Annotated in this window: 24 protein-coding genes; 12 read left to right on the top strand and 12 right to left on the bottom strand. The window is 72.4% G+C overall.

Going from position 1 to position 21914, the window contains the following annotated elements; translation table 11 throughout:
• Positions 1-28 precede the first annotated feature (28 nt).
• The 6 genes from JJI54_RS30765 (at position 29) to JJI54_RS30740 (ending at position 5377) form a co-directional block, all read left to right on the top strand.
• Positions 29-817, top strand: coding sequence for an aldolase (locus tag JJI54_RS30765; RefSeq protein WP_203077252.1), 789 nt, complete (start codon positions 29-31; stop codon positions 815-817).
• A 162-nt stretch (positions 818-979) separates the two neighbouring features.
• Positions 980-1654: a hypothetical protein gene (locus JJI54_RS30760; protein WP_203077251.1), complete on the top strand. Its 675-nt coding sequence runs from the start codon at positions 980-982 to the stop codon at positions 1652-1654.
• Positions 1655-1686: 32 nt separating this feature from the next.
• Positions 1687-2577 (top strand): DMT family transporter, encoded by an 891-nt coding sequence (locus JJI54_RS30755; RefSeq protein ID WP_203077250.1) that lies wholly within the window; start codon positions 1687-1689, stop codon positions 2575-2577.
• Between the two features lie 19 nt (positions 2578-2596).
• Positions 2597-3781: a class I SAM-dependent rRNA methyltransferase gene (locus JJI54_RS30750; RefSeq protein ID WP_203077249.1), complete on the top strand. Its 1185-nt coding sequence runs from the start codon at positions 2597-2599 to the stop codon at positions 3779-3781.
• Positions 3778-4146, top strand: a complete 369-nt coding sequence (locus JJI54_RS30745) for a DUF3293 domain-containing protein (RefSeq protein WP_203077248.1) — start codon at positions 3778-3780, stop codon at positions 4144-4146. The genes JJI54_RS30750 and JJI54_RS30745 overlap by 4 nt, the downstream gene beginning before the upstream one ends.
• Positions 4147-4204: 58 nt before the next feature.
• On the top strand, positions 4205-5377 hold the full coding sequence (locus JJI54_RS30740) for a zinc-dependent alcohol dehydrogenase (protein WP_203077247.1): 1173 nt from the start codon (positions 4205-4207) through the stop codon (positions 5375-5377).
• Positions 5378-5464: 87 nt separating this feature from the next.
• Here JJI54_RS30740 and JJI54_RS30735 read toward each other — a convergent pair whose 3' ends face one another.
• From JJI54_RS30735 to JJI54_RS30710, 6 genes are all read right to left on the bottom strand, one after another.
• On the bottom strand, positions 5465-5839 hold the full coding sequence (locus tag JJI54_RS30735) for a hypothetical protein (protein ID WP_203077246.1): 375 nt from the start codon (positions 5837-5839) through the stop codon (positions 5465-5467).
• A 171-nt stretch (positions 5840-6010) separates the two neighbouring features.
• Positions 6011-7117, bottom strand: a complete 1107-nt coding sequence (locus tag JJI54_RS30730) for a patatin-like phospholipase family protein (protein WP_203077245.1) — start codon at positions 7115-7117, stop codon at positions 6011-6013.
• 160 nt (positions 7118-7277) lie between these two features.
• Positions 7278-8072, bottom strand: a complete 795-nt coding sequence (locus JJI54_RS30725; RefSeq protein ID WP_203077244.1) for a 3-hydroxybutyrate dehydrogenase — start codon at positions 8070-8072, stop codon at positions 7278-7280.
• 56 nt (positions 8073-8128) lie between these two features.
• Complete coding sequence (locus JJI54_RS30720) at positions 8129-9583, bottom strand: dihydrolipoyl dehydrogenase family protein (RefSeq protein WP_203077243.1); 1455 nt, start codon at positions 9581-9583, stop codon at positions 8129-8131.
• A gap of 80 nt (positions 9584-9663) precedes the next feature.
• Complete coding sequence (locus JJI54_RS30715; protein ID WP_203077242.1) at positions 9664-9918, bottom strand: DUF1150 family protein; 255 nt, start codon at positions 9916-9918, stop codon at positions 9664-9666.
• Between the two features lie 64 nt (positions 9919-9982).
• Entirely contained in the window at positions 9983-10480 is a 498-nt protein-coding gene (locus JJI54_RS30710; RefSeq protein WP_203077241.1) for an Hsp20 family protein, read from the bottom strand.
• A 150-nt stretch (positions 10481-10630) separates the two neighbouring features.
• On the opposite strand from JJI54_RS30710, the gene def reads away from it, so the two are divergent.
• From def to truA, 3 genes are read left to right on the top strand one after another with little or no spacing between them, the layout of a single operon-like run.
• Positions 10631-11173 (top strand): peptide deformylase, encoded by a 543-nt coding sequence (def, locus tag JJI54_RS30705; protein ID WP_203077240.1) that lies wholly within the window; start codon positions 10631-10633, stop codon positions 11171-11173.
• Complete coding sequence (gene fmt / locus JJI54_RS30700; RefSeq protein ID WP_203077239.1) at positions 11170-12096, top strand: methionyl-tRNA formyltransferase; 927 nt, start codon at positions 11170-11172, stop codon at positions 12094-12096. Before def ends, fmt begins: the two co-directional genes overlap by 4 nt.
• Positions 12096-12857, top strand: a complete 762-nt coding sequence (truA, locus tag JJI54_RS30695; RefSeq protein WP_203077238.1) for a tRNA pseudouridine(38-40) synthase TruA — start codon at positions 12096-12098, stop codon at positions 12855-12857. The genes fmt and truA overlap by 1 nt, the downstream gene beginning before the upstream one ends.
• Before the next feature lie 3 nt (positions 12858-12860).
• Here the strand turns inward: truA and JJI54_RS30690 are convergent, their stop codons facing one another.
• The 4 genes from JJI54_RS30690 to dapD form a co-directional block, all read right to left on the bottom strand.
• Entirely contained in the window at positions 12861-13913 is a 1053-nt protein-coding gene (locus JJI54_RS30690; RefSeq protein WP_203077237.1) for an Ldh family oxidoreductase, read from the bottom strand.
• 29 nt (positions 13914-13942) lie between these two features.
• Positions 13943-14509, bottom strand: coding sequence for a hypothetical protein (locus JJI54_RS30685; protein ID WP_203077236.1), 567 nt, complete (start codon positions 14507-14509; stop codon positions 13943-13945).
• Positions 14510-14580: 71 nt separating this feature from the next.
• Positions 14581-15702, bottom strand: coding sequence for a succinyl-diaminopimelate desuccinylase (gene dapE, locus JJI54_RS30680; RefSeq protein ID WP_203077235.1), 1122 nt, complete (start codon positions 15700-15702; stop codon positions 14581-14583).
• A 78-nt stretch (positions 15703-15780) separates the two neighbouring features.
• The gene (dapD, locus tag JJI54_RS30675; RefSeq protein WP_203077234.1) at positions 15781-16617 is read right to left on the bottom strand and encodes a 2,3,4,5-tetrahydropyridine-2,6-dicarboxylate N-succinyltransferase; all 837 of its coding nucleotides are present in this window, start codon (positions 16615-16617) and stop codon (positions 15781-15783) included.
• A gap of 120 nt (positions 16618-16737) precedes the next feature.
• On the opposite strand from dapD, the gene JJI54_RS30670 reads away from it, so the two are divergent.
• The 3 genes from JJI54_RS30670 (at position 16738) to JJI54_RS30660 (ending at position 20517) form a co-directional block, all read left to right on the top strand.
• A complete protein-coding gene (locus JJI54_RS30670; protein WP_203077233.1) occupies positions 16738-17985 on the top strand; it encodes a sensor domain-containing diguanylate cyclase in 1248 nt (415 codons plus the stop codon).
• Positions 17985-19175 carry a DUF2336 domain-containing protein gene (locus JJI54_RS30665; protein WP_203077232.1) on the top strand — a complete coding sequence of 397 codons (1191 nt, stop codon included), beginning with the start codon at positions 17985-17987 and terminating at the stop codon, positions 19173-19175. Before JJI54_RS30670 ends, JJI54_RS30665 begins: the two co-directional genes overlap by 1 nt.
• A gap of 97 nt (positions 19176-19272) precedes the next feature.
• Entirely contained in the window at positions 19273-20517 is a 1245-nt protein-coding gene (locus JJI54_RS30660; RefSeq protein ID WP_203077231.1) for a phosphotransferase, read from the top strand.
• 15 nt (positions 20518-20532) lie between these two features.
• Here JJI54_RS30660 and argB read toward each other — a convergent pair whose 3' ends face one another.
• On the bottom strand, positions 20533-21417 hold the full coding sequence (gene argB, locus JJI54_RS30655; protein WP_203077230.1) for an acetylglutamate kinase: 885 nt from the start codon (positions 21415-21417) through the stop codon (positions 20533-20535).
• 113 nt (positions 21418-21530) lie between these two features.
• Positions 21531-21869 (bottom strand): hypothetical protein, encoded by a 339-nt coding sequence (locus JJI54_RS30650; protein WP_203077229.1) that lies wholly within the window; start codon positions 21867-21869, stop codon positions 21531-21533.
• Positions 21870-21914 lie beyond the last annotated feature (45 nt).

Below are 21914 nucleotides of genomic sequence, written 5' to 3'. Positions count from 1 at the left end.
CATGCGGCGTGAACCGGAGGAACCCCCCATGGCCCATGCCCTTGGCGGCGCGCAGGCGCCGGCCGTGCTGCGCAATAGCGCGCTGGATGCGGAGGCCGTAAGGCAGGCCCGCGTGGACCTCGCCGCCTGTTTCCGCATGGCGGCGCGGCTTGGGCTGCATGAGGGCATCTGCAACCACTTCTCCTTCGTCGTGCCCGGGCGGGACGATTTGTTCCTGGTGAACCCCTATGGCTGGGCGTTCAGCGAGGTGACGGCATCGCGCCTGCTGGTCTGCGACTTCGAGGGCAACGTGATCGCGGGGGACGGCGTGCCGGAGGCGACGGCCTTCTTCATCCATGCGCGCATCCACAAGAACGTGCCGCGCGCCAGGGCCGCCTTCCACACCCACATGCCGAACGCGACCGCGCTGGCGATGACGGAGGGGCCGCCGCTGCTGTTTGCCGGGCAGTCCGCGCTGAAGTTCTACGGCCGCACCGTGGTGGACGAGGACTATAACGGCCTGGCGCTGGACACCGACGAGGGCGACCGCATCGCGGCCTCCATCGGGGATGCCGACATCGTCTTCATGAAGAACCACGGCGTGATGGTGGTGGGCCCGACCATCGCGGAGGCCTGGGACGACCTGTACTACCTGGAACGCGCGGCGGAGGCGCAGCGCCTGGCGCTGTCCACCGGCCGCCCGCTGAAGCAGGTGCGCCCCGACATCGCCGCCAAGACGGCCGCGCAGATGCGGGAAGGGGACCGGGAGAGCGCCCGGCTGGCGCTGGAAAGCGTCAAGCGCATCCTGTCCCGCGAGGAGCCGGATTTCCTTGACTGACACCACCCTGGGTTGCTGACCTTCGCGCGGGCCCCGCTAAAGCACTATCCGATCAAGCTGAATCAGCTTGATCGGATTTCGTGCTTTAGAAACAATAACTTCTAGAGCACGCGATCCGTCCAACTGGACGGATCGTGCTCTAGGGGGGCCGGCGGAGGTCCCATGACCCTCGGTGCCAGCATCACCCTGCCCTTCCCGCGCCAGGGCCGCATCGCGCTGGTGGTGCGCTACAAGCCATCGCGCGACGTGCCGCCGCCGGGCGAGGGCCATGCGGATGTCATCATGCCCTCCGGCGCGCCGGTCGGCTTCTTCGTCGATGTGGCGACCGAAAGGCGGGGCACGCTGGGCTTCGACGTGCCGGGCCAGGTCTATGGCTATGCCGCCTTCGCCTCCTACCGCCCGGCCTATGTGAACCTGGCGGATGCCACGGCGGGGAACGTCGTCTCCGGCGTGCTGCTGATCCAGGCGACGGCGCGGGAGCAGGATCTGTTCCAGCGGGCCTGGCAGGCGATGCGCACGCGGCCCGGCACCTTCACCATCGCGGGCTGGAACTGCTCCAGCCACGCGGCCCTGGCCTTCCACCTGGCCGGGCTGGTGGGGCGGGAGATCCCGGGCCTGGATACGCCCGACAACCTGTTCCACGAGCTGCGCCGTCGGCATGCCAGGCGCTGCGAGGACCATTACGGCTATCTCGGCTTCCTGCCCCGCGAATCCTCGGGCGACGAACTCGATCTGCATTGCGATGTCGGCATCGACGCGGTGCGCGCGCCGGTCACCGGGCCGGTACCGCCGCGGCGTCCGACCTCGGTGGGCGATGTGGCGCGGCCGGGGGCCTGACCGAGCGATCCAATCCGGGCTAAGTGTGGTGGATGCCGCCTGCCAGCCCCGTCGCGCGCCCAAACCCCGCCGGGCTGCTGCTGCTGCTCGCCACCGTCACGGGCTGGGGCTTCAACTGGCCGGCGATGAAGCTGCTGCTGGTGGAGGTGCCGCCCTTTTCCATGCGCGTGGTCTGCGCGGTGGTGGGCATCGCGCTGCTGGCGGCGATCGCGAAGGCATGGGGCGAGTCGCTGGCGGTGCCGCGGGGGCTCTGGCCGCGGCTGGTGGTGGCCTCGCTGCTGAATGTGACGGCCTGGATGGGGCTGGCGTCCTTCTCCCTCGTCTGGCTGGCGGCGGGGGAGGCGACGATCGTCTGCTACACCATGCCGGTCTGGGCCTCGATCTTCGCCTGGCTGGTGCTGGGGGAGAGGCTGACGGCCAGGCGGCTGCTGGCGCTGGGCGTCGGGCTGACGGGCCTCGCCGTGCTGGTGCTGGCGCAGGGGGTGGAGGCCGGGATCGGCAAGCTGCCGGGGGTGGGCTTCGCGCTGGCGGGCGCCATCCTCTTCTCGCTGGGGACGGTGGTGACCAAGCGCTGGCCGCTCGGGCTGCCGCCGGCGTCTTCCGTGATCTGGCAGATGGGGGTGGGGACGCTGCCGCTGCTGGCCGGCGCGCTGCTGATGGAGCATCCGGACTTCCCGGCGGTGACCACGCAGGGCTGGCTGCTGATCCTCTATGGCGGGGTCGGGCCGCTCGGGCTCTGCTACCTCGCCTGGTTCGGGGCGCTGCGGCGGCTGCCGGCCTCCGCCGCCGCGGCGGGGACGCTGCTGACGCCGGTGGTGGGGGTGGTGAGCGCGGCGCTGATCCTGGGGGAGCCGCTGGGGCTGCGGGAGGTGCTGGCGCTGTCGCTGACCGTCTCGGGCGTGGTGCTGGCGGTGCGCGGCTAGGCAAGGCATTAGGCGCGGCATGACCGACCGCACCCTGATCCGCCTGGCCCCTGGCGGCGACCGCCGCGTGAAAGCGGGGCACCCCTGGGCCTTCTCCAACGAGATCGCCATGACGCCCGCACTGCGCGCCCTGCCGCCGGGCAGCGTGGTGCGGCTGGAGGGGGATGACGGGTGGCGCCACGGCGCCTGGCACTTCAACCCGCACAGCCTGATCGCGGCGCGGCGGCTGGATGCGGACCCGAATGCCGCCTGCGACGCCGCCTGGTACAGGGCGCGGATCGGCGCCTGCCTGGCGCTGCGGCAGCGCCTGTTCGACACGCCTTTCTACCGGCTGGTGCATGCGGAGGCCGATGGCCTGCCGGGGCTGATCATCGACCGCTACGGCGATGCCGTCGCGCTGCAGGCCAATACCGCGGGGATGGAGGCGGCGACGCCGCATATCCTGGCGGCGCTGCGGGACCTCTTCGACCCCCGCGTGGTGGTGGCGCGGAACGACAGCGCCGTGCGCAAGCTGGAGGGGCTGGAGGAGGCGGTGACGCTGCTCGCCGGCAGCGACGGCACCGCCACGGTCGAGGAGCACGGGCTGCGCTTCCCGGTCGATCTGCTGGGCGGGCAGAAGACCGGCTGGTTCTTCGACCAGCGGGCGAACCGGGCGATGGTGGCGCGCTTCTGCGCGGGGCGGAGCATGCTCGACGCCTTCTGCCACACCGGCGGCTTCGGGCTGGCGGCCGCGGCGGCGGGGGCGCGGGAAGTGACGCTGCTGGACCGCAGCGAGCATGCGCTGGACCTGGCCATGCAGGCCGCGCGGCTGGCGGGCTTCGGGGATCGCGTGACGCCCCTGAAGGCGGAGGCGCTGGAGCACCTCGAGAAGATGGCCGCCAGCGGCCGCCGGTTCGAGGTGGTGGTGACGGACCCGCCGGCCTTCGCCAAGACGCGGAAGGACCAGCCCGCGGCGCTGCGCGGCTACGCCAAGCTGGCGCGGCTGGCGGCGGGGCTGGTGGAGCGGGACGGGATCCTGTTCATCGCCTCCTGCTCCCACCACGTGGCGCCGCCCGATTTCGCGGAGGCGGTGACCTGGGGCGTGCACAAGGCGCGGCGGGAGGCACGGATCCTGGCGAGTGTCGGCGCGGGGCCGGACCATCCCGTGCATCCGGCGCTGCCGGAGAGCGCCTACCTCAAGGGGCTGCTGCTGCACCTCGCATGAATAGGCGGCTGATCCGAGCCTTCCGGGCGACGACCTATGAGGCCGAGGGCGCCGTCGCGCGGATCGGCCGGCGGTCGCGCGGCATCGATGCGCTGCTGACCGGGCCGGCGGCCTTCATCACGGCCTGGAACCCCTATAGCCGGCCCATGCCCTTCGGCTGGAACGACCGGATGCAGGACCGGCTGCGGGACGCCGTGGCCGGGAGCGTGATCGGGGAGGGGTTCGGCCGCGGCCGCGCCTGGGCGGAGCATCACCTGCTGGTGGCGGGGGCGCCCGCCCGCCTTCGCGTGGTGGCGCGCCGCTTCCGGCAGCACGCCATCGTCATCGTCGCACCTGGTCGCCCCGCCCGGCTGCTGGCCGCGTAACGGCGCGCAACCCCGCGCTCCACCCCCCGTTGGCGCCCTGACGGACAGGGAGGCGGCAATGCGGGCGATCTGCTGGCACGGCAAGGGCTACATGCGGGTCGATACGGTGCCCGACCCGCGCATCGAGCAGCCGGGCGACGCCATCATCCGCATCACCGCCACCGCGATCTGCGGCAGCGACCTGCACCTCTATGACGGCTACGTCCCGATGATGAAGGAAGGCGACATCATGGGCCATGAGCCCATGGGCATCGTCGAGGAGGTGGGGCCGGAGGTGACGCGGCTGAAGAAGGGGGACCGCGTGGTGGTGCCCTTCGTCATCGCCTGCGGGTCCTGCTTCTTCTGCGAGAAGTCGCTGTTTTCCTGCTGCGACACCACCAACCCCGATGCGGCCGCACTGTCTGAATTGCAGGGTCATGCGGGGGCGGGGCTGTTCGGCTACTCCCACCTCTATGGCGGCTATCCCGGCGGGCAGGCGCAGTACCTCCGCGTGCCGCATGCCGATGTCGGGCCGGTGATCGTCCGCAGTGACCTGCCGGATGAGAAGGTGCTGTTCCTGTCGGACATCCTGCCGACGGGCTGGCAGGCGGCGGAGCAGGGCAACATCCAGCCCGGCGATACCGTGGCCGTCTGGGGCTGCGGGCCGGTCGGGCAGATGGCCATCATCTCCGCCTGGTTGCTGGGCGCGGGGCGCGTCATCGCGATCGACCGGGTGCCGGAGCGGCTCGAGATGGCCCGGATGCATGGCAAGGCGGAGGTGATCGATTTCACCCGCCAGGATGTCTATGACCAGCTCCAGGTGATGACGAAGGGGCGCGGCCCCGATGTCTGCATCGATGCCGTGGGGGCGGAGACGCATGGCCTGGGATCGATGGATGCGATGATGGACAAGGCGAAGGCCGCGGTCGGGCTGACCACGGACCGCATCCATGCGCTGCGCCAGGCCATCAATTGCTGCCGCAAGGGTGGCACCGTCTCGGTCCCCGGCGTCTATATCGGCTTTCCCGACAAATTCCCGATGGGCGCGGCCTTCGGCAAGGGGCTGACGATGCGCATGGGGCAGACCCATGCGCAGCGCTTCCTCCAGCCGCTGCTGGACCGGATCGACAGGGGCGAGATCGATCCGAGCTTCGTCATCACGCACAAGCTGTCGCTGGAGGAAGGGCCCGCGGCCTACGACACCTTCCGCGACAAGAAGGATGGCTGCATCAAGGTGGTGCTGACGCCCTGAACGGGCGTGCCCTCAGGCGCCGGGCGGCCGCGTCCGCGGCCTTGGCCGACGTCGTTGGCCGCAGGGCGTGGCGATTCGCTCCGTGCCTCACCGCTTGTAGAGCGACCAGCCGCCGACGACGATCCGCAGGATGCCGCGGAAGCGGATCGTCTCACGCCCGATGGTGATGCGGCCGCAGACGCGCTGGACATCGACGGCGCCGATGCTGGGCTGGGGCCTGGCGCTGCGGCCCTCCGTGATGATCGCGTCGCGGACCTGGTCGAGCGTCCAGCCGGTATCCTCCAGCTGCAGCGTCTCCACGCCATCGGCCTCCGTCAGCCGCAGGTCGCCATCCCCGGGGTGCCAGACCTGCACGGGGTTGCGGGCGCGCAGCCGCGTGTGGATGGGGCCGGTGCGCCAGCGGCTGAAGGGGGGCGGTTCCTCGGGCTCGCAGGCCCAGGACTGGGGGGCGGTTCTGTCCATCGCCGAAGCTCCTCTCCGCGTCGTTGTTCGATGCGGTGATGAAGCCCGGGCGGGCGGGGCGCTTCCAATCCGAAGCGCCTGTGGAGGCGATAGGGATTGCCTTTGTTGCAGGCGGGGACTGCGACGAATCGAAGGCGAGTGGCGGCGCCTATGGCGGCGATAGGCGATTCCTCAGAGAAACCGCTCCCGGATATCGACGCTGCTCTCCCGCCCCAGCTTGTCGAAATGCTCCCGCAGCCAGAGATCCGCCGCTTCCCGCCCATAGCGCTTGAGCGTCGAGAGAAACTCCCAGTCGCCGTTCAGCTTGGTCGAGAGCTTGAACTCGCGCATCCGCGGCTCATCCTCGATGCAATGCAGGAACAGCCGGCGGTAGCGCGGCTGTTCCAGGCGGCCGGCATCGAGCAGGCGCTGGACGAAGTCGATGGCTCGCATTTCCGCCATCAGTGACGCGTTGAAGCTGATCTCGTTCAGGCGGTTCACGATCTCCGTCGGGCGCGTCGGCAATTCGTCGCGCACGATGGGGTTCAACTGCACCAGCACGATGTCCGGCGGCCCGCCCTGTTCGTACAGCGGCCAGAGCGCGGGGTTGCCGAGGTAGCCGCCATCCCAGAAGGGTTCGCCATCGATCTCCACCGCCTTGAAGAATTGCGGCAGGCAGGCGGAGGCGAGGATGGTGTCCACCGTCACCTCCTCCTTCGAGAACACCCGCGGCTTGCCGGTGCGGACGGAGGTGGCGGAGATGAAGAGCTTCGGCCCGGCACCCTGGCAGAGCACGGCCGGGTCCACCGCTTCCTCCAGCACCTGGCGGAGCGGGTTGAAGTCGTAGGGCGTGGGATTCATCTGGTAGGGGGAGAGGACGCGGGTCAGCGTCTCGAAGGTCTGGTAGGCGAAGGACCAGGTCAGGTCATGGCCCCAGATCGCCTTCTCCAGCGGCGTGTTCTGCAGCGGGCTGACGGCCATGCGCGCCGCGGCGCCGCGCCAGAAGCGGTCGAGCGCCGCGATCGCGCCGTCCCGCCCGCCCTCGCAGAGGCCCTGGACGAAGACGACGGCGTTGACCGCGCCGGCGGAGGTGCCGGAGACGGCCTCGAACTCCAGCCGCTCATCCTCCAGCAGCCGTTCCAGCACGCCCCAGGTGAAGGCGCCATGGGTGCCGCCGCCCTGCAGGGCCAGGTTGATGCGGCGCGTGGTGCGCTGGGGCTTCGGCGTGGGCTTCGGCGCCTGGGTGGCGCCGGCGGCGGCGAGGGTGTCGGCGGCCTCTTTCTTGAACTCGTCGATCATAACAGGACGGGCACGCCCGTGCCGCCCGCGATGGCGGCCCGCTTCGCGGGCCGAGGCCGCGAATGCGGCCCGCGCCCAGACCAACCGTGCAGTTCAGCGCGGCAGTGCAGGGCGCGAAGGCAAGCCGGCGGAGCCGGCGCCCGCCGTCTGAGGGCAAGAATCATTGAGCGACCCAGCCGCCATCGATGCTGAGGGAAGTGCCGTTGATGGAGCCGCTGTTGGGGCCGGCGAGGTAGAGCGCGCCTTCCGCGATCTCCTCCACCTCCACCCAGCGCTTGTTGGGCTGCCGTTCCAGCAGGAAGTCGGTCAGCGCCTTCTCCTCGGAGACGTTGTGCTTCGCGGCCAGCGGCGCGACCTGTGCTTCCGCCAGCGGCGTGCGGACGAAGCCGGGGCAGATGGCGTTGCAGGTGACGGGGGTGCGCGCGACTTCCAGCGCCACCGACTTCGTCAGGCCGACCACGGCATGCTTGGCGGAGACATAGGCCGTCTTGAAGGGGCTCGCGACCAGGCCGTGCGCGCTGGCGACGTTGATGATGCGGCCGAAGCCCTTGGCCTTCATCGCCGGCAGCGCCGCCTTGATGGCGTGGAAGTTGGAGGTGAAGTTGATCGCGATGATGCGGTCGAACTGCTCCTCCGGGAATTCCTCCACCGGGGAGACGTGCTGGATGCCGGCGTTGTTCACCAGGATGTCGAGCGAACCGAGGCTCGCCTGGCATTCCGCCACCATGGCGCGGATCTCGGCGGGCTTCGACATGTCCGCGGCGGAGTAGGGGGCCTCCGCCACGCCCATGGCGGCGCCGACCTTGGCGCGGGCCTCCGCGATGGCTTCCGGCTTGCCGAAGCCGTTCAGCATCACCCTGGCGCCTTCGGCGGCATAGGCCAGCGCGATGGCGAGGCCGATGCCGGAGGTCGAACCCGTCACCAGGGCCACGCGGCCCTCCAGCTTCCTCGCCATCCGTCGATCCTTCCTCGTTTGGGTATGTTGCAGCGCGGCAGAGCCGGGAGGGTTGCTCAGGGAAGCCGCTTGAGCAAGCCGACGACGCGCTTGACGAAGGGCGACATCAACTTGGGGGCATAGAAGTCGCCCGCCGCGCGCTTCGCGGCCTCCGCCAGGGTGGGGTAGGGCAGGACCAGGCTGGCCAGGGTGGAGAGCTTCATCTTGCGGCCGATCATCAGCGCGAAGGTGCCCGCCATCTCCCCGGCATGCGGGGCCAGGATGCCAGCGCCGAGCAGGACGCCGGAGGGCGTCGCCACCAGCTTCACCAGGCCATGCGGCACGCGTTCCGCCACCGCGCGATCGGTCTCCGGCACGGGGAAGCGGAGGATGCGGATCTCATGGCCGGCCTTGCGCGCCTCCTCCTCCGTCATGCCGACCTGGGCGAGTTCGGGGTCGGTGTAGGTCACGCGCGGCAGGGCGGCGTAATCCACCTTGGCGGGCAGGCGGAACAGCATGGCGCGGGCCAGCACCCCGGCATGCTGGGAGGCCACATGGGTGAAGGCGCGGGGGCCGATGCCGATGGGGTCGGCGATGTCCCCCACCGCGAAGACGCGGCGGTTGGTGGTGGATCGCAGCCCGGCATCCGTGGTGATGCCCGCCCGGGTATGCGCGACCTGCCCGGCTTCGAGGTCGAGCCCCGCCAGGCGCGGCGCGCGGCCGACCGCCAGCAGCAGGTGGGTGCCGCCGATGCGGCGGCCATCCGCCAGCACCGCCACCAGCCCCGGCGTGCCATCCTCCGCCGGGTCGGGCTCCACGCTGGCGAGCTTCGTGCCCTCCAGCAGCGTGACGCCATCGGCGGTGAGCGCGCGGCGGAGGCCGTCCGCCAGCTCCGGGTCGTCCCGCCCCGCGATGCGCCCGGCCTCGATCACCGTGACCAGGCAGCCGAGGCGCGCATGGGCCTGCGCCATCTCCAGCCCGATCGGGCCGCCGCCCAGGATGATGAGGTGGCCGGGCGGCTCCTCCAGGTCGAAGATCGTCTCGTTGGTCAGCCAGGGGACGGGGCCGAGGCCGGGAATGTCCGGCACGATGGCCTGGCTGCCGGCGGCGATGACGCAGCGGCGGAAGCCGAGGCGCCGGCCGCCGGCCTCCACCACGTCCGGCGCCGCGAAATGGGCGCTGGCGCGGATGACATCGACGCCCATGGCGCGGAAGCGGGCCTCGGAATCCGTGGGCGCGATGTGGTCGATGGTGCCGCGGATATGGGCGCGCAGCGCCGCCCAGTCGATCTCGGGCGGGGGCAGGCGGATGCCGAAGCGGTGGGCGTTGCGGGCGCTGGCCGCGGCATGGGCGGCGGCGAGCATGGCCTTGGAGGGGACGCAGCCGAAATTCAGGCAATCCCCGCCCATGGCGCCACGCTCGATCAGCGCGACCTTGAGGCCGAGGCCCGCGGAGAAGGCGGCGGTGGAAAGCCCGGCGGCGCCGGCGCCGATCACCACCACGTCGAAGTCAGGCGTGCCGCCGAAGGCCATGGGCCGCGTCCTCTGCCATGCGGCCCCGGCAATGCCGCCTGGCGCCGGCCGGGGCAAGCCCCGGCCGGGATGGGCTGGCCTCAGTGGACGGAGGCGGGTTCCATGTCGTGCTGGCGGATGGCGGCGGCGGCGAGGCTCGCGCTGGGGGCGGCGCCGATCGGCGTGCCGTCCGCGGCATGGATGCTGAAGGCGACCGCGCCGTTCATCACCACGGGGCGGAGATAGGCGACGTGGTCCGCGCCCAGCCGGGCGAAATCGCGGTTGGAGAGGCTGCGCAGCGCCTGGCTGCTCAGGAAGCCCGGGGCCTCATCGGCCTGGTGGTCATGGTCGTTCATCGTACTACTCCTTCCGGCATGTCCCGAAGGCCCATGCGGTTGAACGCGGGCGGGGTATCGGGGATCACCCCTCCCTGTTGCGGAACCCGTTCAGCGGCGCCGGCGGCAGGTCGCCCACCTGGCTGACGACGGGGCGTTGCGGCGCGCCATTGCCGCGCGTCGCGATCTGGATGGTCTTCACGCGCACCTCCGGCACCGGCCGGCGGAGATCGACATGCAGCAGGCCGTTGTCGAGCCAGGCGCCCTCCACCTCGATCCCCTCGGCCAGCACGAAGGCGCGCTGGAACTGGCGGGCGGCGATGCCGCGGTGGAGGAAGATGCGCCCTTCCGAATCGTCGCGCTGCCGCCCGCGGATGACGAGCTGGTTGTCCTCCTGCGTGATCTGCAGGTCGTCCATCGAGAAGCCGGCCACGGCGAGCGTGATGCGCAGCCGCGTCTCCCCGGTCTGCTCGATGTTGTAGGGGGGGTAGCCGTCGGCGGATTTCTGCACCCGGTCGAGCATCTGCTCCAGGTGGTCGAAGCCGAGGAAGAGCGGCGAGCCGAACAGGGAAGGGCGTGACATTGGTAGCTGATGCCTCCTCGCTCAGGAGCGAAGCGTTGGTCCGCGGGGCCCCAAGGCACCCCGTGAGCCCTGATTTTGGCGGGAGACGGCGCCGTTGCAAGGGGGGCGGGGCGGGGCTACCTCTGCCCGCCCTTCCGCCACCAAGGCCCGATGATGTCCACGCCCGCCGATGCCGCGCTGATGCCGATCCTCTACGTCCCCGACCCGCGGCTGCGCGCCAAGGCCAAGCCGGTGGCGGCGGCGGGGCCGGAGATCGCGGCGCTGTCGGAACGGATGCTGGCCACCATGTACAAGGCGCCCGGCATCGGCCTGGCCGCGCCGCAGGTGGGGGAGATGCTGCGCCTGGTCGTCATCGACCTGCATGAGAACGACGTGCGGGCGCCGATGGTGCTGGTGAACCCGACCATCGTGGCGGCGAGCCAGGAGCTGGCGTCGCGGGAGGAGGGGTGCCTGTCCCTGCCCAACCAGTTCGCGGAGGTGACGCGGCCGGCGCGGGTGAAGGTGGCCTACCAGGACCTGACGGGGGCGAAGAAGGAAGTGGAGGGGGAGGGGCTGCTGGCCGCCTGCCTCCAGCATGAGATCGACCACCTCGATGGCGTGCTGTTCGTGGACCATCTCTCCGCGCTGAAGCGGAACATGCTGCTGCGCAAGCTGGCGAAGGAGCTGAAGGCCAGGGCGGCGGAGCGGGAATGAGCCGCGCCCTCCGCCTGGCGTTCATGGGCAGCCCGGACTTCTCGGTGCCGGCGCTGCGGGCGCTGCACGGGGCGGGGCACGAGATCGTCGCGGTCTATACCCAGCCGCCCAAGCCCGCCGGGCGCGGGCAGAAGGAGACGCCCTGCCCGGTGCATCGCGCGGCGCTGGAACTCGGCCTGCCCGTGCGCACGCCGGCGCGGGTCCGCAAGGATGAGGCGGAGCATGCGGCGTTCCGGGCGCTCGACCTGGATGTGGCGGTGGTCGCGGCCTATGGGCTGATCCTGCCGAAGGCGATGCTGGATGCGCCGCGGCGGGGGTGCCTGAACATCCATGCCTCCCTGCTGCCGCGCTGGCGGGGCGCGGGGCCGATCCAGGCGGCGATCCTGGCCGGGGACAGCGAGAGTGGCATCACCATCATGCGGATGGAGGAGGGGCTGGATACCGGCCCCATGCTGCTGAAGCAGAGCGTGCCGGTCACGCCCCGCATGACGACGCCGGAGCTGCATGACGCCCTGGCCGCCATCGGCGGGCCGCTGGTGCTGCGGGTGCTGGCGGAGAACCCGGAGGCGGTGGCGCAGCCGGAGGAGGGCGTGACCTATGCGCCGAAGCTCTCCAAGGCGGATGGGCGCATCGACTGGTGGCAGGATGCCGCGGCGCTGGACCGGCGCATCCGCGCCATGAATCCCTGGCCCGGCTGCTTCTTCCAGGCGGGGGCGGAGGTGATCCGCGTGCTGGCGGCGGAGCCCGTGGCGGGTGGCGGCCTGCCCGGGACGGTGCTGGACGGCGCGCCCACCATCGCCTGCGGGGCCGGCGCCATCCGGCTCACGCGCCTGCAACGCGCGGGCAAGGCGGCGCTGCCGGCGGCGGAGTTCCTGCGCGGCTTCCCGATGCCGGTCGGCACCGTGCTCGCGCCTTCCGCCTGATGCCGCGCTACGCGCTGCGCCTGGAATATGAGGGTTCGGGCTTCTGCGGCTGGCAGCGCCAGGGCGACCTTCCCAGCGTGCAGAAGGTGCTGGAGGAAGCCTGCGCCTTCCTGAACAACGGCGCGCTGCCGACCGCAACGGCGGCCGGGCGCACCGATGCCGGCGTGCATGCGGAAGCGGCCGTCGCTGATGTGGACCTCGCGCAGGATCTGCCGGCCTATCGCATCCGGGATGCCATCAATTTTCGTACGTTGCCGCACCCCGTCGTGGTGACGGCCGCGGCGCGCGTGGCGAATGACTGGTCGGCGCGCTTCGACTGCATCGGGCGGGGCTACCGCTACCGCATCCTCAACCGGCCTTCACGGCCGGGGATGGAGCCCGGGAAGGTCTGGCATGTGAAGCGGCGGCTGGATGCGGGGGCGATGCATGAGGCCGCGCAGATGCTGCTCGGCCGGCATGATTTCTCCGCCTTTCGCGCGGCCTCCTGCCAGGCGAAGTCGGCGCTGCGGACGCTGGACCGGCTGGACGTGTCGCGGGTGGGGGAGGAGGTGGTGATCGTGGCGGAGGCGCGGTCCTTCCTGCACCACCAGGTCCGCAACCTCGTCGGCACGCTGGTGGAGGTGGGGGATGGGCGGAGGCCCGTGACCTGGCCGCGCGCGCTGCTGGAGGGGCGGGACCGCACCAAGGCCGGCATGACGGCGCCGCCGGACGGGCTGGTGTTCCGCTATGCGCGCTACGAACCCGAGCCCGACTGGAGCTGATCTCTACAGCGGCTCCGGCGCCTCCAGCTCGAACCGCTTCGCCAGCTTCGCCAGCGCGGGCGGGATGGCGGGGTGGAGTGCGACGCCCTTCTCCATCGCCTCCGCGCGGCGCGCCATGGCGCGTTCGCCGGGCAGGCGGGGGGCGGCGTGGCCGGGGCGGGGCGGGTTCGCGTGGACGGCATCGGCCATCCAGCCGGTCTCCCGCATGAAGGCCTCCGTGCCGCCGAAGCGGGCGGGGTCCAGCACCATGACCAGGACGGAGGCGCCCCAGCCCGTGGGGTTGTCGGCGCGGCCATGGCCGGCCAGCGCGCTGGTCAGCGCCTCCACCAGCAATCCCAGCGCATAGCCCTTGTGCCCGGCCTCGATGCCGCCCAGCGGCAGCAGCGTGCCGGCGGGTTCCGCCCAGAAGGCGTTGGGGTCCGTGGTCGGGTTGCCCGCGCCATCCAGCAGCCAGGGATGGTCGAAATGTCGGCCCTCCGCCCGCTTGCGGGCCGTCATGCCGTTCGTCGTGTTGGACATGGAGACGTCGATGATCACGGGCCCGGCCGGGGTCGGCCAGGCGGCGGCCAGCGGGTTCGGCGTGTAGATCCGCTTCGTGCCGCCCCAGGGGGCGACGCTGCCCGTGGCGGGGTCGGAGCAGGTGAGGATCAGCATCCGCCCGGCGGCGGCGACCGGCGGGCCATAGGCGGCGAGGCAGCCGATATGGTGGCAGCGGCGGATGCTGATGGCGCCCATGCCGAAATCCGCCGCCAGTTCCTGCGCCTTGTCGATGGCGCGGCGCACCAGCCAGGGGCCGGGCAGCTTGCGGCCGTCCCAGGTCTCGGCCACCGGCGTCGCCGCCACCAGCTCCGGCTCCCCCACCGCGCGCATGTCGCCGGTGCCGAGGGCATCGAGGTAGGGCGCCAGCAGCGCCAGGCCATGCGTGTCATGGCCCATCAGGTCGCCTTCCAGCAGCACCTCCGCCACCGCGCGGGCCTTTTCGGGATCGAGCCCCGCGGCCGCGCAGGCGCTGATGGCGAATTGGCGGAGTCCCGCGACCTCATGCCGGTCGGCCATGCGCCGTACCTCCCCTTGCTTCTTGTCGTTCAGCCCAGCGACAGCCGCTGCGCCAGCCCGGCCAGGAAGACGCCGATCATCAGGTCGAGCAGGACGATCGCCGTCGCCCGGCTGCCCGTCAGGCCGAGCGCCACCCGCACGGTGAACCATTCCAGCCAGACGAGGTAGCCGAAAGCCGCCAGCGTCAGCCCCTGCAGGAGGAGGCCGGAGGCGCCGAGCGCGATCGGCACGGCGAGCGCCAGCCAGACCAGGTACTGGACGATGTTGATCCAGTTCCAGCCCGCGACGAAGCGGGGCCAGGCGGCGCCGCGGCCCCACAGCTCCGCCACCCAGAGCGTCACGAGCGGGAAGATGACCCAGCCCAGCGCATAGGTGATGAATTCCGCCAGCAGCGGCCTGCCCAGCACCTCCATCCCCGCGCCGGCCTGGGCCCAGCTGAAGAAGCGCAGCGCCAGGAAGGCGGGCAGGCAGATCGCGGCGGCGATGAAGGACCGCCAGGCGCCGGCGGGGGTGCCTTCCATCAGCACCATCCCCTCCGGCCGCCCGCGCGCCAGCAGCGCGGCCCCGGCCAGGCCGGCGGCGATCGCCAGGCGCAAGGGGGGCGCGGGCGGGGGCGCCGGCGGCGGCGGACCCGGCGGCGGCGAACCCGGCGGCGGCGGGGCGCCGCTCAGCCGAGCACCTCCTCGATCACCCGGGCATAGAGGCGGGAGAGGGCGCGCAATTCCTCGACCGGCGTGCGTTCATCGGCCTGGTGCATGGTGGCGCCGACGGCGCCGAGTTCCGCGACGGGGCAGTACCTCGCCACGAAGCGCGCGTCCGAGGTGCCGCCGCCCGTGTCGAGCGCGGGCTCCCGCCCGCATTCGGCGCGCACGGCGCGGACCAGCGCATCGACGAAGGGGCCGGGCTGGGTGAGAAAGCTCTCGCCCGAGCATTCGATGGCGAGGTCGTGGCGCGGCGCCTCCGCCGCCAGCGCCGCCCTGATGCGGGCGGTCAGGCTGGCCTCGCTATGCAGCTCGTTGAAGCGGATGTTGAGCCGCGCCGTCGCCTTCCCCGGGATGACGTTGGTGGCGGGGTTGCCGACATCGATGCTGGTGACCTGCAGGCTCGTCGGCTCGAAGAACCGCGTGCCCTGGTCGAGCGGCTCCGCCGTCAGCGCGTGCAGCACGCGGACCAGGCGGTGGACGGGGTTGTCGGCGCGCTGGGGATAGGCGGCGTGGCCCTGCGTGCCATGCACGGTGATGGCGGCGTTGAGGCTGCCGCGGCGGCCGACCTTGATGGTGTCGCCGAGTTCCACCTTGCTGGTGGGCTCGCCGACCAGGCAGGCATCGGGGATCTCGCCCCGGTCCTTCAGCCAGCCCAGCACCTTCACCGTGCCGTCCAGCGCCGGGCCTTCCTCGTCGCCGGTGATGAGGAGGGAGAGGCTGCCGGGCAGGGCCGGGTTCCGTTCCAGCACGGCGGCGATGGCGGCGACGAAGGCGGCGACGCCGCCCTTCATGTCGGTGGCGCCGCGGCCATACAGCACGCCGCTCCGCACCTCCGCCGCGAAGGGATCGGTGGTCCAGGGGCCCTGGCCCGGCGGCACCACATCCGTATGGCCGGCGAACATGAGGTGCGGGCCCGCGCTGCCGCGCCGCGCATAGAGGTTCGGCGTGGTGCCGAAATCGACGCGCTGGCAGGCGAAGCCGAGCGGCGCGAGCGCCGCTTCCAGCACCGCCAGCGCGCCGTCATCCGCGGGGGTGACGGAGCGGCAGCGGATCAGCGCCTGGGCGAGGGGAAGGGGGTCTGTCATGCGGCCTGCTCCCTCCCCCGCGCTTGCGGGGAAGGGTTGGGGTGGGGGTTGGCGGGGGAGGCGGCCACGACCGCCCCATCAATCCCGCAGCAGGTCGTTGATGCTGGTCTTGGCGCGGGTCTTCTCATCCACGCGCTTGACGATGACGGCGCAGTAGAGGCTCGGGCCCGGCGTGCCATCCGGCAGCGGCTTGCCGGGCAGGGAGCCCGAGACGACGACGGAATAGGCGGGGACGCGGCCGTAGAAGACCTCGCCCGTCGCGCGGTCGATGATCTTGGTGGACATGCCGAGATAGACGCCCATGGACAGCACGCTGCCGCGCTCCACGATGACGCCTTCCGCCACTTCCGACCGCGCGCCGATGAAGCAGTCATCCTCGATGACCACGGGGTTGGCCTGGAGGGGTTCGAGCACGCCGCCGATGCCGGCGCCGCCGGAGATGTGGCAGTTCTTGCCGATCTGCGCGCAGGACCCGACGGTGGCCCAGGTATCCACCATGGTGCCGCTGTCCACATAGGCGCCGAGGTTCACGAAGGACGGCATCAGGATGACGCCCGGCGCGATATAGGCGGAACGCCGCACCACGGCGCCCGGCACGGCGCGGAAGCCCGCCGCCTTGAAGCGGTTCTCGCCCCAGCCCTCGAACTTCAGGGGCACCTTGTCATAGGCGCCGGCGGCGGTGTCCATCGGCTGGCTGTCGGACAGGCGGAAGGACATCAGCACCGCCTGCTTCAGCCACTGGTTCACGCGCCAGCCGCCCTTGCCGTCCGGTTCCGCCACGCGGGCGCCGCCGGAATCGAGCAGGGCGAGGGCTTCCTCCACCGCGCTGCGGTCGGCGCCATGGGTCTGCGCGTTCAGCGTATCCCGGCGCGCCCACAGCGCTTCGATGCGGGCCTGGAGGGCAGTCTTGTCCATGATGATTCGCGTGTCCTGGCGGGGAGGTCGATGCGCGGGGACCATGCATAGCGCGCTGGCGCGATGTCAACGGAAGGGGCGCTAACCGGCAATTCACCCGGCTCCCGCATCCTCCCGCGCATGGATGTCCTTTCCGACGATCGCGAACAATCGCTGGCATCCGCGCTGATCGACAGCCGTGCGCGCTGGCGCGATTTCGCCCTGCTGGCGGCCGACCTGGTGTTCGAGACCGATGGCGCGGGCTGCTTCACCTTCATCGGACCGGACGAGGTGCTGGGCTGGCGGGCGGATGCGCTGCTGGGCCGGCCGGCGGCGGCGCTGCTGGCCAGCGGGGATCTGGGCCCCTTCCGCGCGCGCCAGGCGGTGCGCGGCGCGCGGGTGTGGCTGAAGCGGGCCGATGGCCCGCCTTCCTGCTTCGACGTCACGGTGGTGCCGCATGAGGAAGGGCTGCGCGGCGCGGCGCGGGACGTGACGGCGGAGGAGCGGATGGCGGAGATCTCCGCCCGCGCGCTGCGGCGCGCCACCACGCTCGGCCGGCTGCTGCGGCTGGGGCAGCGGCAGGGCGACCCGGTGGCGGCGCTGGCGGCCATCCTGCGCGCGCTGCCGGCGGCGCTGCCCGCCATGGGCGCGGCGCTGCTGCTGCCGGAAGGCGCGGGCTGGCGCCTGGCGATGGAAGGCACCGCCCCCGTGCCGATGGGCCGCCTGCCCCCGCCCGGGGAGCCACCCTCCCCGGATGGCCGGCTGCTGGTGGCGGGCGCCGAGGGCGGCGCCAGCCTGGTGGCGTGGCGGGAGGAGACGCAGCCCGATTTCGATGCCGAGGACCGGGACCTGCTGGAGGCGCTGGCCATGCCGGTGGCGGGCCTGCATGCGGAGGCGCTGCGCCAGCGCGAACTGGCGCAGGCCGCGCATGGCGATGCGCTGACCGGGCTGCTGAACCGCCGCGGCTTCACCCTGGCGCTGGCCGGGCGGGTGCGGCCCTCGGCCGGCGCCCTGGTCTTCGTGGACCTGGATGGGCTGAAGCCGCTGAACGACATCCTGGGGCATGAGGCCGGGGACGCGGCGCTGCGCGGCATGGCGGAACGGCTGCGCTCCGTGGCCTGGCCGGGCGACGTGGTGGCGCGGCTCGGCGGCGACGAATTCTGCGTCTGGCTGGATGGGGTGGGCAGCGAGGCGGCGGCGCTGGACCGCGTCCTGCCGGTGGGCCGCCCGGGCCCGCTGCCGGGCTGGCCCCAGGCGGGGGATGGCGCGCTGCGCGCGAGCCTCGGCATCGCGCTGCCGGCGGCGGGGGAGGATCTGGGGAGCCTGATGATGCGCGCCGATGCCGCGATGTATGCCGCGAAACGCGCCAAGGGCGGGGAGCGGCGGTGATGGCGAGGCTGGCGGCGGTGGCCCATGGGGCGAGCCCGGAGGCGGTGCATGCCGCGCGGCATGGCGACACGGCCGCGCGCGCCGCCGTGGCGCGGGAGGCGGGGACGCCGCCCGAGCTGCTGACCTACCTGGCCGCCGACCCGGCGGCGGAGGTGCGCCGCGCCGTCGCCGCCAATGCCGCGACGCCGCCGGCGGCGGACCGCCTGCTGGCCGATGACCGGGACGCGGCGGTGCGCACGGAGCTGGCGCGCCGCGTCGCGAAGCTGGCGCCCCGCATGAATGCCGGCGCGCAGGACCGCATGACCCGGCTGACCGGCGGCACGCTGGCGCTGCTGGTGGAGGACACCGCCGTCGAGGTCCGCGCCGCCCTGGCCGCCGTGCTGCGGGACATGCCGGATGCGCCGCGGGACCTGATCCTGCGCCTGGCGCGGGACGCCGCCATGGCGGTGGCGGAACCGGTCATCCGCCTGTCGCCGCTGCTGACGGATGACGACCTGCTGGCCCTGGTGGCCGACCCGCCGGCCCCCGGCACCCGCCGCGCGGTGGCGCGCCGCCCGGCGCTGACGGAGCCCGTCACCGACGCCATCGCCGCCACCGCGGACAGCGCCGCCGTCGCGGTGCTGCTGGCCAACCCATCCGCCGCGATCCGGGAGGCGACGCTGGATTCGCTGGTGGCGGCTTCCGGCAGCCGGCCGAACTGGCAGGCGGCGCTGATCCGCCGGTCCCGCCTGCCGCCGCGCACCGTGCGGGCGCTGGGCGAGATCGTGGCCGACCACCTGATCAGCCGCCTGGCCGCGCGGCCGGATCTGCCGGCGGGGCTGGCCGAATCGCTGCGCAGCCGCGTCATCGCCCGGATGGCGGAGGCGGAGGGCGAGGTGGCGCCGCATGAGGCCACGCTGTTCACCGCCGCCCGCGTCGGCGACCGCGACGCGCTGCTGGAGGCGCTGGCGCGGGATTCCGCCATGACGGAGGGGCAGATCGAGGCCGCGCTGTCGCTGCGCAGCGGCCGGGCGCTGGCCGGGCTCTGCCACCGCGCGGGCTGGTCGCCGCAGCTGGCGGAGGCGGTGCAGCTGGTGCTGGGTGGCCTGCCGCCGCATGAGATCGTCCGCCCCACCGCGGCCGGGGGCTGGGCCATGGGGGATGCGGAGCTGGAGTGGCAGGCGGAATTGCTGGAAGGCCTGCCCGCCTGACGGCGCCTTCCTGCTGGACTTTTCACGAATCCGTAACCATCGTCCGGCGCGAAAGACCGAAGCGGCCGGGCACGGTCTGGCGGTGCGAGTGGATGGAATGACAGCTGGGAGCCGGGCGGAGCCAGCCGCCGGAGCGGGGGCGGCGCGGACCGACCCGGCGCAGGCGCTGGGCACGGCGCTGGAGGCGCTGCGCGACGGGCGGCGCGATGCGGCGCGCGCGGCGATCGCCCCCCTGGTGGCGCCGCTGCCGGAAGCGGCCGGGAGCTGCGTGCTGACCGACCCCGCGGCGCTGGCGGGGCTGGCGCAGCACTACACCGCCGCCATGGATTGGTCCGCGGGGCAGCTGGCCTATGACGTGCTGCTGGCGGCCGGCCACGACCAGTTCGCCGGCAAGCGGGACTGGCTGGCCCGGCGGGTTTCCGTGCAGCGGGACTTCCTGGCGCATTTCGAGGGCCAGCCGAGCCTGGCGCGGCTCGGCCCCGTGCTGGAACACCGGCTGGGCCGGCCGGCGCGGCGGATCGAGACGACGCGCATGCGCCCCGGCATGGTGGCCATGGCGCTGTACCGGCACGAGGTGACGCTGGACGGCGAGGCGAAGCCCCTGGTGCTGGTGGAGAAGACCTTCAGCGACCGCGAAAGCGATGTCGAGAAGCTGACCATGCAGGACCTGCTGTTCGGCGCGCTGCCGGCGGCGCGGCTGCGGGCGCCCGCCTATCACGGCATGCTGCGGGACGGGCCCTTCGGGTCCAGCCTGCATGCGCTGGTGCCCGGCCAGCCCCTGGCGCCGGAGCGGTGGGAGCTGGTGCGGCGGGAGCTGATCTACCACTACTGGTGCCAGGTGCCGCCGGCGCGGCTGGCGCCGGGCAAGCGCCTGCTGCGCCAGGTGCTGGCGGACCTGCGGCGCGTGGCGGGCGGGCGGATCCCGGATCCGGTCCGGGCGCAGCTGGACGATCCCTGGCGGGCGGATGGCGCGGCCGCGGCGGCGGCGGCGAAGCTGCCGGTGATCGAGGCCGCGCTGGCGCCGGTCCCGCTCTTCGTCATGCATGACGACCTGCATTGCGGGAACATCCTGGTGGACGGCCTGGGCACGCCCTGCGTCATCGACTGGGACCGCTGGTGGCTGGCGCCGATCGGCGCGGGCTGGGCGGTGCCGGTCGGGCAGCGGGAGGTGGAGCCGATGTCGCTGCGGCGCATCACCTGGGCCAGGGCGCTGCCGGCGGGGGTGGGGGTGCCGCAGATGATGCTGGCGGCGACGCTGTGGGCCTGGCACTTGGCCGCGCGGACGGGCCGCCACTACGACGCCGCGCGGCACCTGGAACGGCTGCTGGGGTGGGAGGGCTGATCGCCCCCCCGCGCGTCAGGCGCGGATCAGCGTGCCCGCGCCCTTGTCCGTGAAGAGTTCCAGCAGCACGGCGTGGGGGACGCGGCCATCGAGGATGACGGCGCCCTTCACGCCACGCTCCACGGCGTAGATGCAGGTCTCGACCTTCGGGATCATGCCGCCGGAGATCCAGCCGGCCTCGATGCCAGCCTTCACCTCGGCCACCGTCATCTCCGGGATCAGGTTGCCATCGGGGCCGAGCACGCCGCGCACATCGGTCAGCATCAGCAGCCTTTCGGCATCCAGCGCGCCGGCGATGGCGCCGGCCACGGTATCGGCGTTGATGTTGTAGGTCTGGCCATCGGCGCCGACGCCGACGGGGGCGACGACGGGCACGATGTCCGCGCCGATCAGCAGGCGCAGCACGCGGGCATCGACGCTTTCGGGTTCGCCGACGAAGCCGAGGTCCAGCACCTTCTCGATGTTCGAGCCGGGGTCGCGGTAGGTGCGCGTCAGCTTGCGGGCGCGGACCAGGCCGCCATCCTTGCCGGAGATGCCGACGGCCATGGCGCCGGCGCGGGTGATGGCGCTGGCGACCTGCTTGTTGACGGGGCCGGCGAGCACCATCTCGACCACGTCGAGCATCGCCTCATCCGTCACGCGCAGGCCCTGGACGAAGGTGGACTGCACGTTGAGGCGCTTGAGCATGGCGTTGATCTGCGGGCCGCCGCCATGGACGACGACGGGATTCACGCCGACCTGTTCGAGGAGCGCGATGTCGCGCCCGAAGCGCAGCGCCGTCTCCTCCTCCCCCATCGCGTGGCCGCCATACTTCACGACGACGATCTGGTCGTCGTAGCGCTTCAGGAAGGGCAGCGCGCCGGCAAGGATCGCCATCTGGTCGAGCGCGTCATCGGTCATGGTCTAGGCGTCCCCGTGCGCCCCGGACCTTTCGCCGTGGGCGGCGCGGTTTGGGGCCGAACGCCGCAGGGGTCAAGGGTGGTGGCGGCGGGGCGGGCCCGCCGCCCGCGGCCTCAGCGCGCCTCGATCCCGCGGCGCGTGGCGATGATCTCGGACGCCTCGCAGATGTTCACCCGCATCAGCTCCGCCGTCTCGCCACTGGCCCAGACCACCTTGAAGTCATAGGCGCCGCCACGGCCGCCCGGGTTGTAGGAGACGGAGCGGCCATGCGGCAGGACATTCTCGCCCAGCCGGTCGCGGCCCCAGCTGGAATTGCTGGAGGGGCCGAAATAGAACTCGTTCACCTGCGCGCCGGAGTTGTTGCGCAGCGTGAAGCGCGTGTCGCATTGCGCGAAGGCGGGCAGGGCGGTGGCGGCGGCCAGCACGGCGCCAAGGAGGAAGCGACGGATCATCGGGGCATCCTTCATGGTGGACGCCGCGAGGATAGGGCGGAAGGA

This window comes from Falsiroseomonas ponticola, assembly GCF_016805305.1.
Taxonomy (GTDB): domain Bacteria; phylum Pseudomonadota; class Alphaproteobacteria; order Acetobacterales; family Acetobacteraceae; genus Falsiroseomonas; species Falsiroseomonas ponticola.
This window is presented reverse-complemented; position numbering and strand designations above follow the sequence as displayed.

Excerpts from the sequence above, each read along its gene's own strand:
- JJI54_RS30765 (WP_203077252.1), top strand. The coding sequence starts at position 29 with ATGGCCCATGCCCTTGGCGGCGCGCAGGCGCCGGCCGTGCTGCGCAAT.
- JJI54_RS30760 (WP_203077251.1), top strand. The coding sequence starts at position 980 with ATGACCCTCGGTGCCAGCATCACCCTGCCCTTCCCGCGCCAGGGCCGC.
- JJI54_RS30755 (WP_203077250.1), top strand. The coding sequence starts at position 1,687 with ATGCCGCCTGCCAGCCCCGTCGCGCGCCCAAACCCCGCCGGGCTGCTG.
- JJI54_RS30750 (WP_203077249.1), top strand. The coding sequence starts at position 2,597 with ATGACCGACCGCACCCTGATCCGCCTGGCCCCTGGCGGCGACCGCCGC.
- JJI54_RS30745 (WP_203077248.1), top strand. The coding sequence starts at position 3,778 with ATGAATAGGCGGCTGATCCGAGCCTTCCGGGCGACGACCTATGAGGCC.
- JJI54_RS30740 (WP_203077247.1), top strand. The coding sequence starts at position 4,205 with ATGCGGGCGATCTGCTGGCACGGCAAGGGCTACATGCGGGTCGATACG.
- JJI54_RS30735 (WP_203077246.1), bottom strand. The coding sequence starts at position 5,839 with ATGGACAGAACCGCCCCCCAGTCCTGGGCCTGCGAGCCCGAGGAACCG.
- JJI54_RS30730 (WP_203077245.1), bottom strand. The coding sequence starts at position 7,117 with ATGATCGACGAGTTCAAGAAAGAGGCCGCCGACACCCTCGCCGCCGCC.
- JJI54_RS30725 (WP_203077244.1), bottom strand. The coding sequence starts at position 8,072 with ATGGCGAGGAAGCTGGAGGGCCGCGTGGCCCTGGTGACGGGTTCGACC.
- JJI54_RS30720 (WP_203077243.1), bottom strand. The coding sequence starts at position 9,583 with ATGGCCTTCGGCGGCACGCCTGACTTCGACGTGGTGGTGATCGGCGCC.
- JJI54_RS30715 (WP_203077242.1), bottom strand. The coding sequence starts at position 9,918 with ATGAACGACCATGACCACCAGGCCGATGAGGCCCCGGGCTTCCTGAGC.
- JJI54_RS30710 (WP_203077241.1), bottom strand. The coding sequence starts at position 10,480 with ATGTCACGCCCTTCCCTGTTCGGCTCGCCGCTCTTCCTCGGCTTCGAC.
- def (WP_203077240.1), top strand. The coding sequence starts at position 10,631 with ATGATGTCCACGCCCGCCGATGCCGCGCTGATGCCGATCCTCTACGTC.
- fmt (WP_203077239.1), top strand. The coding sequence starts at position 11,170 with ATGAGCCGCGCCCTCCGCCTGGCGTTCATGGGCAGCCCGGACTTCTCG.
- truA (WP_203077238.1), top strand. The coding sequence starts at position 12,096 with ATGCCGCGCTACGCGCTGCGCCTGGAATATGAGGGTTCGGGCTTCTGC.
- JJI54_RS30690 (WP_203077237.1), bottom strand. The coding sequence starts at position 13,913 with ATGGCCGACCGGCATGAGGTCGCGGGACTCCGCCAATTCGCCATCAGC.
- dapE (WP_203077235.1), bottom strand. The coding sequence starts at position 15,702 with ATGACAGACCCCCTTCCCCTCGCCCAGGCGCTGATCCGCTGCCGCTCC.
- dapD (WP_203077234.1), bottom strand. The coding sequence starts at position 16,617 with ATGGACAAGACTGCCCTCCAGGCCCGCATCGAAGCGCTGTGGGCGCGC.
- JJI54_RS30670 (WP_203077233.1), top strand. The coding sequence starts at position 16,738 with ATGGATGTCCTTTCCGACGATCGCGAACAATCGCTGGCATCCGCGCTG.
- JJI54_RS30665 (WP_203077232.1), top strand. The coding sequence starts at position 17,985 with ATGGCGAGGCTGGCGGCGGTGGCCCATGGGGCGAGCCCGGAGGCGGTG.
- JJI54_RS30660 (WP_203077231.1), top strand. The coding sequence starts at position 19,273 with ATGACAGCTGGGAGCCGGGCGGAGCCAGCCGCCGGAGCGGGGGCGGCG.
- argB (WP_203077230.1), bottom strand. The coding sequence starts at position 21,417 with ATGACCGATGACGCGCTCGACCAGATGGCGATCCTTGCCGGCGCGCTG.
- JJI54_RS30650 (WP_203077229.1), bottom strand. The coding sequence starts at position 21,869 with ATGATCCGTCGCTTCCTCCTTGGCGCCGTGCTGGCCGCCGCCACCGCC.